The organism is Rhodococcus sp. (in: high G+C Gram-positive bacteria) (genome assembly GCF_049299235.1).
GTDB lineage: Bacteria > Actinomycetota > Actinomycetes > Mycobacteriales > Mycobacteriaceae > Rhodococcus.
In genome coordinates, this window is sequence record NZ_JBAQXC010000396.1 from 38,388 (window position 1) to 45,155 (window position 6,768).

Below are 6,768 nucleotides of genomic sequence, written 5' to 3' on the forward strand. Positions count from 1 at the left end.
ACTCTCCTTCTGCCGCACGGGTCTACGGTAGCCCCGTGGACCGACATCTCCTGGACATCGTGCAGCTTGCCTGGTGCCGCGAACTCGCACTGGACGACGACGCGCTCGCGGAGTCCGGACGCGTGACGCGGGTGGACGCTACCGCCGACCGGCTGCAGATCCTGAACCTCGGTGCGGCAACCGCCGTCGTCGGTCCCGCCGACGCCGTCGCCGCCCTCGAACACGTCCCCGACACCGCGCTCGATGCGACGACGGTGCGGGAAGCCACAGGTGGGTACGGCGCCCGCACCCACGTCCTGCAGTATTGCGCGGACTGGACCGACGCGAGCCGGGTACGCGAGCCACTGATCTCACACGATCCTCGTGATCTCGCGGAACTGCGGCGACACTGCCCGCCGGACGACACGATCGACGCCACACCCGCCGACGACGACCGCGTGTTCGTGCTCCTCGACGAGGACCATCGGCCGCTGGCCGCGGCCGGATACGGCGAAATCCACGGAATCCTCGCGGATGTGGTGGCGCTGACCGTGCCCCGGCATCGGCGGATGGGATTGGCCGCGACCGTCGCGACCCTGGCGACACACGACGCCCTGGATGCCGGGCTGATTCCGCAGTGGCGGGTCCGCCGCGACAACCTCGCCGGCCGCGGTCTGGCCGCAGCGCTGGGATACGAGGAGTGCGGAATCCACCTCTCCGTGCCACTGCGCGCTAGCGTGTAGTCGACTGCATACGGGAGGAGATCCATGACAGCCCGATCCGATTCCGACACCACCCGATCCGACAACGATTCCGGCGGTTACGTCGCGTCCGGCGGCTACGACCGTGACACCCGGTACCTGAGCACCCGAATCACGGCAGACGGCCGCGACGGCTATCGCGTCGAGGCCGGGCGCTACCGACTGGTGGCCGCGCGAGCCTGCCCGTGGGCGAACCGCGCCCTGATCGTGCGTCGCCTGCTCGGGCTCGAGGACGCGCTGTCGCTCGGGTTGTGCGGCCCCACCCACGACCAGCGCAGCTGGACCTTCGACCTGGATCCCGGCGGTGTCGACCCGGTACTCGGCATCGAACGGCTCCAGGACGCGTATCTCGCCCGGGATCCCGGCTACGCCAGGGGCATCACCGTCCCTGCGATCGTCGACGTGCACACCGGGCAGGTGGTCACCAACGACTACGCCCAGATGACGCTCGACCTGTCCACCGAGTGGAGCCGGTTCCACCGGCCGGGTGCTCCCGACCTCTATCCGCAGGCGCTGCGCGCCGAGATCGACGATGTCGCGAACCTCGTGTACCGGGATGTGAACAACGGCGTGTACCGGTGCGGATTCGCCGGCTCACAAGACGCCTACGACGCCGCGTTCGACCGGTTGTTCGCCCGGCTCGATTGGCTCGAAAATCGGCTCGCGACCCGCCGCTACCTGGTCGGCGAGACGATCACCGAGGCGGACGTGCGTCTGTTCACGACCCTCGCCCGTTTCGACGCGGTGTACCACGGGCATTTCAAATGCAACCGTGGTCCGCTCACGTCGTTCCCCGCATTGTGGGGGTACGCGCGGGATCTGTTCACCACACCCGGATTCGGCGACACCGTCGATTTCGTGCAGATCAAGCAGCACTACTACCTCGTGCACACCGACATCAACCCGACGGGAATCGTCCCGAAAGGGCCGGATCTGTCGGGTTGGCTCACCCCACACGGACGTGAAGTGCTCGGCGGGCGCCCGTTCGGGGACGGTACGGCACCACTCCCTCCCCGCCCGGACGAGCAGGTCCCGACCCGTCACTCACCGCTCGCCGCGTGACCGCGATACGTACCGAAACTCCAATGCACTCCCTGCGGGTCACGGCACGTGAACCCGTGCGATCCGTAGTCCTCGTCGCGGAGACCGCGCGTGACAACGGCACCGTGTGCGACGGCCCGCTCGAACACGGCATCGACGGCCGCGGAGTCCGGCAGCACGAGATAGACCGATCCGGTGCCGGCCGGCAGATCGATCGGGGTGTCACGGCCACCCGAGCCGAGCATGATGCCACCGCCGTGTGGCCACACGAGTTCGGCATGGTCGACGCGGTCGCCGTCGCCGTACACGGCCGATTCGACGAACCCGAACCCGTCGACGAGAAAGCGGATCGCGCCACGCGCGTCGTCGTAGGTGAGACACGGAAACACTGCTGGGATCGATACTGCTGGGATCGATACCGCTGGGGTAGTTGCTGTTGTGGTCGCTGCTGTTGTGGTCATGCCTCCCAGCCTGCGCTCGGACAACTGTCCGTGTCTTGGACGATTGGGAACACCTCGTCGAACATCCACTGCGTCGGCGGCACCCCGGCGAGGTCGCGCCAGTCCCGGGCCAGGTGCGCCTGATCGTAGAACCCGGCGCGCGCCGCGATATCAGCGAGTCGATGCCGTCCGGGCCGACCCAGCAACCGCCGGGACCGCTCGAACCGTGCGAGTCGCGCCGCGTCCTTCGGTCCCACCCCGAACTCGGCAGTGAACCTGGAGGTGAGATGCCGACGGCTCCAGCCGATGTCGTCGGCGATCGCACTCACCCGGGGACCGTCCCTGTCGGTGAGTCGCTGCCACGCCCGCGACAATCCGGTGTCGACCGCACTGTCGTGGTTCGCGGCTCTGCCGAGCACTTCGTCGAGGACCGCGAACCGGTCCGGCCAATCGTCGGTCGCGGCGATCCGTTCCCGCAACTCCCAGGCACCGGCACCGAGCACGTCCTCGAGGTCGACGACCCACGCGCCGAGTGCCGACGCGGGCATGCCGAACAGGGCACGGGCACCGGCAGGAGTGATCGAGAGTTGGATGCCGTGCTGGTTGCCGTCGTGCGCGATCGTCACAGGCACGGTCGCCAAGCCGCTTGCGAGTGCCGTGAAGCGGCCGGGTTGCTGACCGCGCGCAGCGGGCACCGACAGTTCGAGTGGCTCCCCGATCGTGAGCACGACCGTCAGGTCCGTCGACGGAAGTCCCCGGTGCTCTCCGGGCGGAAAGCCGGCGAGCCGGTAACCGTCGTACCAGCGCACATATCGCCGCAGCGACGGCGAAGGCCGTCGTCGCGCTCCGTCGGAGACACCCGGCACAATTGCCAGCGTAGACGCGGCCAGGTCGGTTTCCACCGGCATGTCAGCGGCAATATCTATAGTCGGCCCTGCACACGCACGACAGAAGGACGACACCGATGAGCCAGCGAGTCGGAACAATCGAAAAGTTCCTCGTCACACTGCTCGACAACGGCAGCCGCCTGCAGGGGCCTGCCGTCGCCAAGTACGTCGACCGAGTCCGAAGATCACATCCCGACGAGTCACCGGCACAGATCATCGAACGACTCGAGAAGATGTTCCTGACCGGCGTCACAGGCAGCGGGTCGGCGGTCGGCGCGGCCGCGGCGTTTCCCGGTGTCGGGACCCTCACCGCGGTCGGCGCGGTCGGCGCCGAGACAGTGTTCTTTCTCGAGGCATCGGCCCTGTTGACCTTGGCCGTTGCATCCGTCCACGGTATCGAACCGCACGATCACGAACAGCGACGCGCGCTCGTGTTCGCCGTGGCACTCGGCGAAACCGGGATGGAGGTCGTGAGCAAGGCGACCGGTGTGGCGATGAAGAACTGGTCGTCCGCCGTCACCGGCAAGATCCCCGGCGCACAACTCCGGATCGTCAACAATTCGCTGGTCAAGAAGTTCGTCCGCAAGTATTTCGCGAAGCGCAGCGCGCTGATCCTCGGCAAACTGGTGCCCGCCGGGGTCGGCGCGGTCATCGGTGGCGCGGGCAATCGCGCACTCGGCAAGCGCACGATCAGCAACGCCCGCACCGCATTCGGGCCCGCACCCGCAAGATGGCCGGTGGGGCCGGATCAGCGCACCGCGCTGGGGCCGGATCAGCGCACCGCGCTGCCGCGCACGAACCTGTCCGGCACCGCACCGGTCGACGGCTCCTGACATGGCGGGGCCTGCGGTGTTCGTCCGAGAGTCGGGTGCCGGGCCCCGAACCGTCGTACTCCTGCACGGCTACTCCGATCACGGCGGCACATGGTGCAAGGTCGAACCGGATCTGGCCGAACGGTACCGGGTGCTGACCGTGGATCTGCCCGGATTCGGCCGCAGTTCCGGCCGGTGGAAAGCCCCCGTGTTCGACCACTACGTCGACACCGTCGCAGATCTGGTCGCCGACAGCACCGAACCGGTCGCTGTGGTCGGCAATTCGCTCGGGGCCGTCACCGCACTGGCATTCGCGTCGGCACATCCGAACCGCACCGACCGAGTGGTTCTGTCGGACATGCCGGGTCTGGCCGGGATTCCCCGTTCCTGGACGCAGAGTGCACGATTTCCCGTGGACCGGGTATCACGCATTCTGTCCCGGCCGGTTCCGATGCCGGTGATGCAGCGGGCGATCGGCGAGTTCTATACGCGCGCGGCACTGTACCGGCCGGAACGGATGGACGAGGCGACCCTGACCGCGTTCACCGCCAATTTCGCCGACCGGCATCAAGTGGACACGATGCTGCGGGTCGGCCGGACCGTGGTGCACGAACTCGGGAAGTTGCCCATTCCGCAGATGGTGCACGCACTGACGATGCCGACGCTGCTGTTGTGGGGAGCGCACGACCGGATTACGCCCGCTCGGGCATCTCGCCGCGTCGTCGCCCGTCCGGATCGGCGAGTCGTGATCATTCCCGACGCCGGGCACTGTCCCCAACTCGAGTCGCCCGCCGAATTTCTCGGTGCGGTTCTGCCGTTTCTCGAACGCTAGTCGCGCCGCCACGGATGTGGGCACGTAGGCTCGCCCCGACGATGTGAACCGGCAGAGACGGGGGAAGTTCTTGACCGCACAGTTCGCGCAGGCACCGGGTGCGTTCGCCGCGTCCGGACCGCCACCCGGCATTGCCGTTCAGTCGCTGACCAAGACGTACAAGAACGTCCCGGCCGTGTCGAACCTGTCGTTCACCGTGCCACCGGGGTCGATCACCGGCTTCCTCGGCCCCAACGGTTCCGGCAAGACGACGACGCTGCGGATGCTCCTCGGCCTGGTGCGCCCCACCGCGGGAATCGCGTTGATCGACGGCGTCCCGTTTGCCGCGCTGCCGCAACCAGGGCGGGTCGTCGGCGCCGTGCTCGACGCGCAGGGTGCGCACCCGAAGCACACCGCACTCACTCATCTCGAGGTGTACTGCGCAGCGATGCGCGTCCCGGCTTCGCAGGCCAGGACCACCCTGGACCTGGTCGGGCTGGGATCGGTCGCAACCCGGCGCACCGGCGAATTCTCCCTCGGGATGCGCCAGCGACTGGCCCTTGCGACCGCGCTGCTGGGGCAGCCTCGCTACCTGCTGCTCGACGAACCCGCCAACGGTCTCGACCCGGAAGGTATGGCGTGGCTGCGGGAATTCCTCCTGACCTACGCCCGCTCCGGCAACACGGTGCTGGTGTCGAGCCACATCCTGCGGGAAGTCGAACAGATGGCCGACCATCTGGTGATCGTCAGCAACGGCACGCTCGTGCATCAGGGCAGTACCGCGGACCTGCGCAGCGCGTACCGTTCGCGGATTCTGGTGGCCTGTTCCGATCCGGCCCGCCTCGCCGCCACGCTGGCCGCCGCGGGAATCACGGACGCACAGATCCAGGGCGATGGCCGGCTCGCGGTTGCCGGGGCCGAGCCCGAGCGGATCGCGGCGGCCGCTGCCGAACAGAATGTGACGGTGTTCGGCACGCATGTCGAACACGTCGACCTCGAGCAGGTGTTCCTGTCCATGACCAGCGGTCGCTTCGCCGCGCCCCAGTACCCGCCACAACAGCAGTACCCATCGCAACAGCAGTACCCATCGCAACAGCAGTACCCGCCGCAACAGCAGTACCCGTCACAACAGCAGTACTCGCAGCCACCCGGCCACACGCAGCAGCAGTATCCGCAGAGCACACCCACCCCTCAACAGCCGCCGTTCGGACCGGGAGGATTCCCACGTTGACCGCGCTCCTGACCGCCGAATTCCGCAAAGTCCTCGGTCTGCGCTATTGGTGGATACTCGGCATCACACCGGTCGTCGTAGGTCTGTTCACAGGTGCGTTGACGCTGCCGCTCGCGCGCCAGGTCGAAGACGTCGTCGGTGAGGGATTCGCGTCGACCGTTGCGGCTGCGATCGGTATCGCGCTGGCGTTGGCGCTGGTGTTCCTGTTCGCGGCACTGTTCGGCGCGGTCAACGGCGGCACCGAATTTCAGCATCGGACGATGGTTACCACCTTCATCACCGCACGCGGTCGGGACGGGGTGATCGCAGCGAAATATCTTACCGCCGCTGCGTTCGGGCTGTTGTACTGCGTCGCTGTGGAGATCGCAGCCGTATTGACCGTTCTGATGTTCGCGGGCGGCAACGGCGGCGCATCCTCCGGGTCCGATCTCGGCGAACTCGCGGCCGTACTCGGCGCCGGCGCACTCTGCGCCGTGCTGTGGTCACTCCTCGGGTCCGGGCTCGGCCTCGTGACCGGTTCCACGGTCGGCAGTGTTCTGGCGATCTCCGCGTGGATCCCGTTCGGTGAGCTGATCGTGTCCCTGATCCTGCGCGGCCTCGGGCTGGACACGATGGCGGATCTGCTTCCGGTCCAGCTCACGTGGTACACGATCGTCGGGGTCATCGACATGCCTGAAACCGGCGACATGGCCGTCCAGTGGCCGGCGGCACCACTCGCCCTGATCGGCTGGGCACTGCTCATCTGTGCCCTCGGCTGGTGGCGGGTCCGGAGCCGCGACCTGGGGTGATCGGGTGGTGTGCCGTTG

Annotated in this window: 8 protein-coding genes; 6 read left to right on the forward strand and 2 right to left on the reverse strand. The window is 67.7% G+C overall.

Annotation, left to right across the window (positions count from 1 at the left end):
* Positions 1-35: 35 nt before the first annotated feature.
* Together WAX14_RS24435 and WAX14_RS24440 are read left to right on the forward strand one after the other, a co-directional pair.
* On the forward strand, positions 36-722 hold the full coding sequence (locus WAX14_RS24435) for a GNAT family N-acetyltransferase (RefSeq protein WP_422630625.1): 687 nt from the start codon (positions 36-38) through the stop codon (positions 720-722).
* A gap of 24 nt (positions 723-746) precedes the next feature.
* Entirely contained in the window at positions 747-1,802 is a 1,056-nt protein-coding gene (locus tag WAX14_RS24440) for a glutathione S-transferase family protein (protein ID WP_422630626.1), read from the forward strand.
* Here WAX14_RS24440 and WAX14_RS24445 read toward each other — a convergent pair.
* Positions 1,781-2,170, reverse strand: coding sequence for a VOC family protein (locus tag WAX14_RS24445; RefSeq protein WP_422630627.1), 390 nt, complete (start codon positions 2,168-2,170; stop codon positions 1,781-1,783). The two genes, WAX14_RS24440 and WAX14_RS24445, sit on opposite strands and share 22 nt — an antisense overlap.
* Before the next feature lie 68 nt (positions 2,171-2,238).
* Complete coding sequence (locus WAX14_RS24450) at positions 2,239-3,129, reverse strand: helix-turn-helix domain-containing protein (protein ID WP_422630628.1); 891 nt, start codon at positions 3,127-3,129, stop codon at positions 2,239-2,241.
* A 56-nt stretch (positions 3,130-3,185) separates the two neighbouring features.
* Between WAX14_RS24450 and WAX14_RS24455 the strand changes: the two genes are divergently transcribed.
* The 4 genes from WAX14_RS24455 to WAX14_RS24470 all read left to right on the forward strand — a co-directional run bounded on the left by WAX14_RS24455 (position 3,186) and on the right by WAX14_RS24470 (position 6,750).
* The gene (locus tag WAX14_RS24455; protein ID WP_422630629.1) at positions 3,186-3,941 is read left to right on the forward strand and encodes a hypothetical protein; all 756 of its coding nucleotides are present in this window, start codon (positions 3,186-3,188) and stop codon (positions 3,939-3,941) included.
* 1 nt (position 3,942) lies between these two features.
* Positions 3,943-4,752, forward strand: coding sequence for an alpha/beta fold hydrolase (locus WAX14_RS24460; protein WP_422630630.1), 810 nt, complete (start codon positions 3,943-3,945; stop codon positions 4,750-4,752).
* A 70-nt stretch (positions 4,753-4,822) separates the two neighbouring features.
* Entirely contained in the window at positions 4,823-5,962 is a 1,140-nt protein-coding gene (locus WAX14_RS24465) for an ABC transporter ATP-binding protein (protein ID WP_422630631.1), read from the forward strand.
* Positions 5,959-6,750, forward strand: coding sequence for an ABC transporter permease (locus WAX14_RS24470; protein WP_422630632.1), 792 nt, complete (start codon positions 5,959-5,961; stop codon positions 6,748-6,750). The genes WAX14_RS24465 and WAX14_RS24470 overlap by 4 nt, the downstream gene beginning before the upstream one ends.
* Positions 6,751-6,768: the final 18 nt, after the last annotated feature.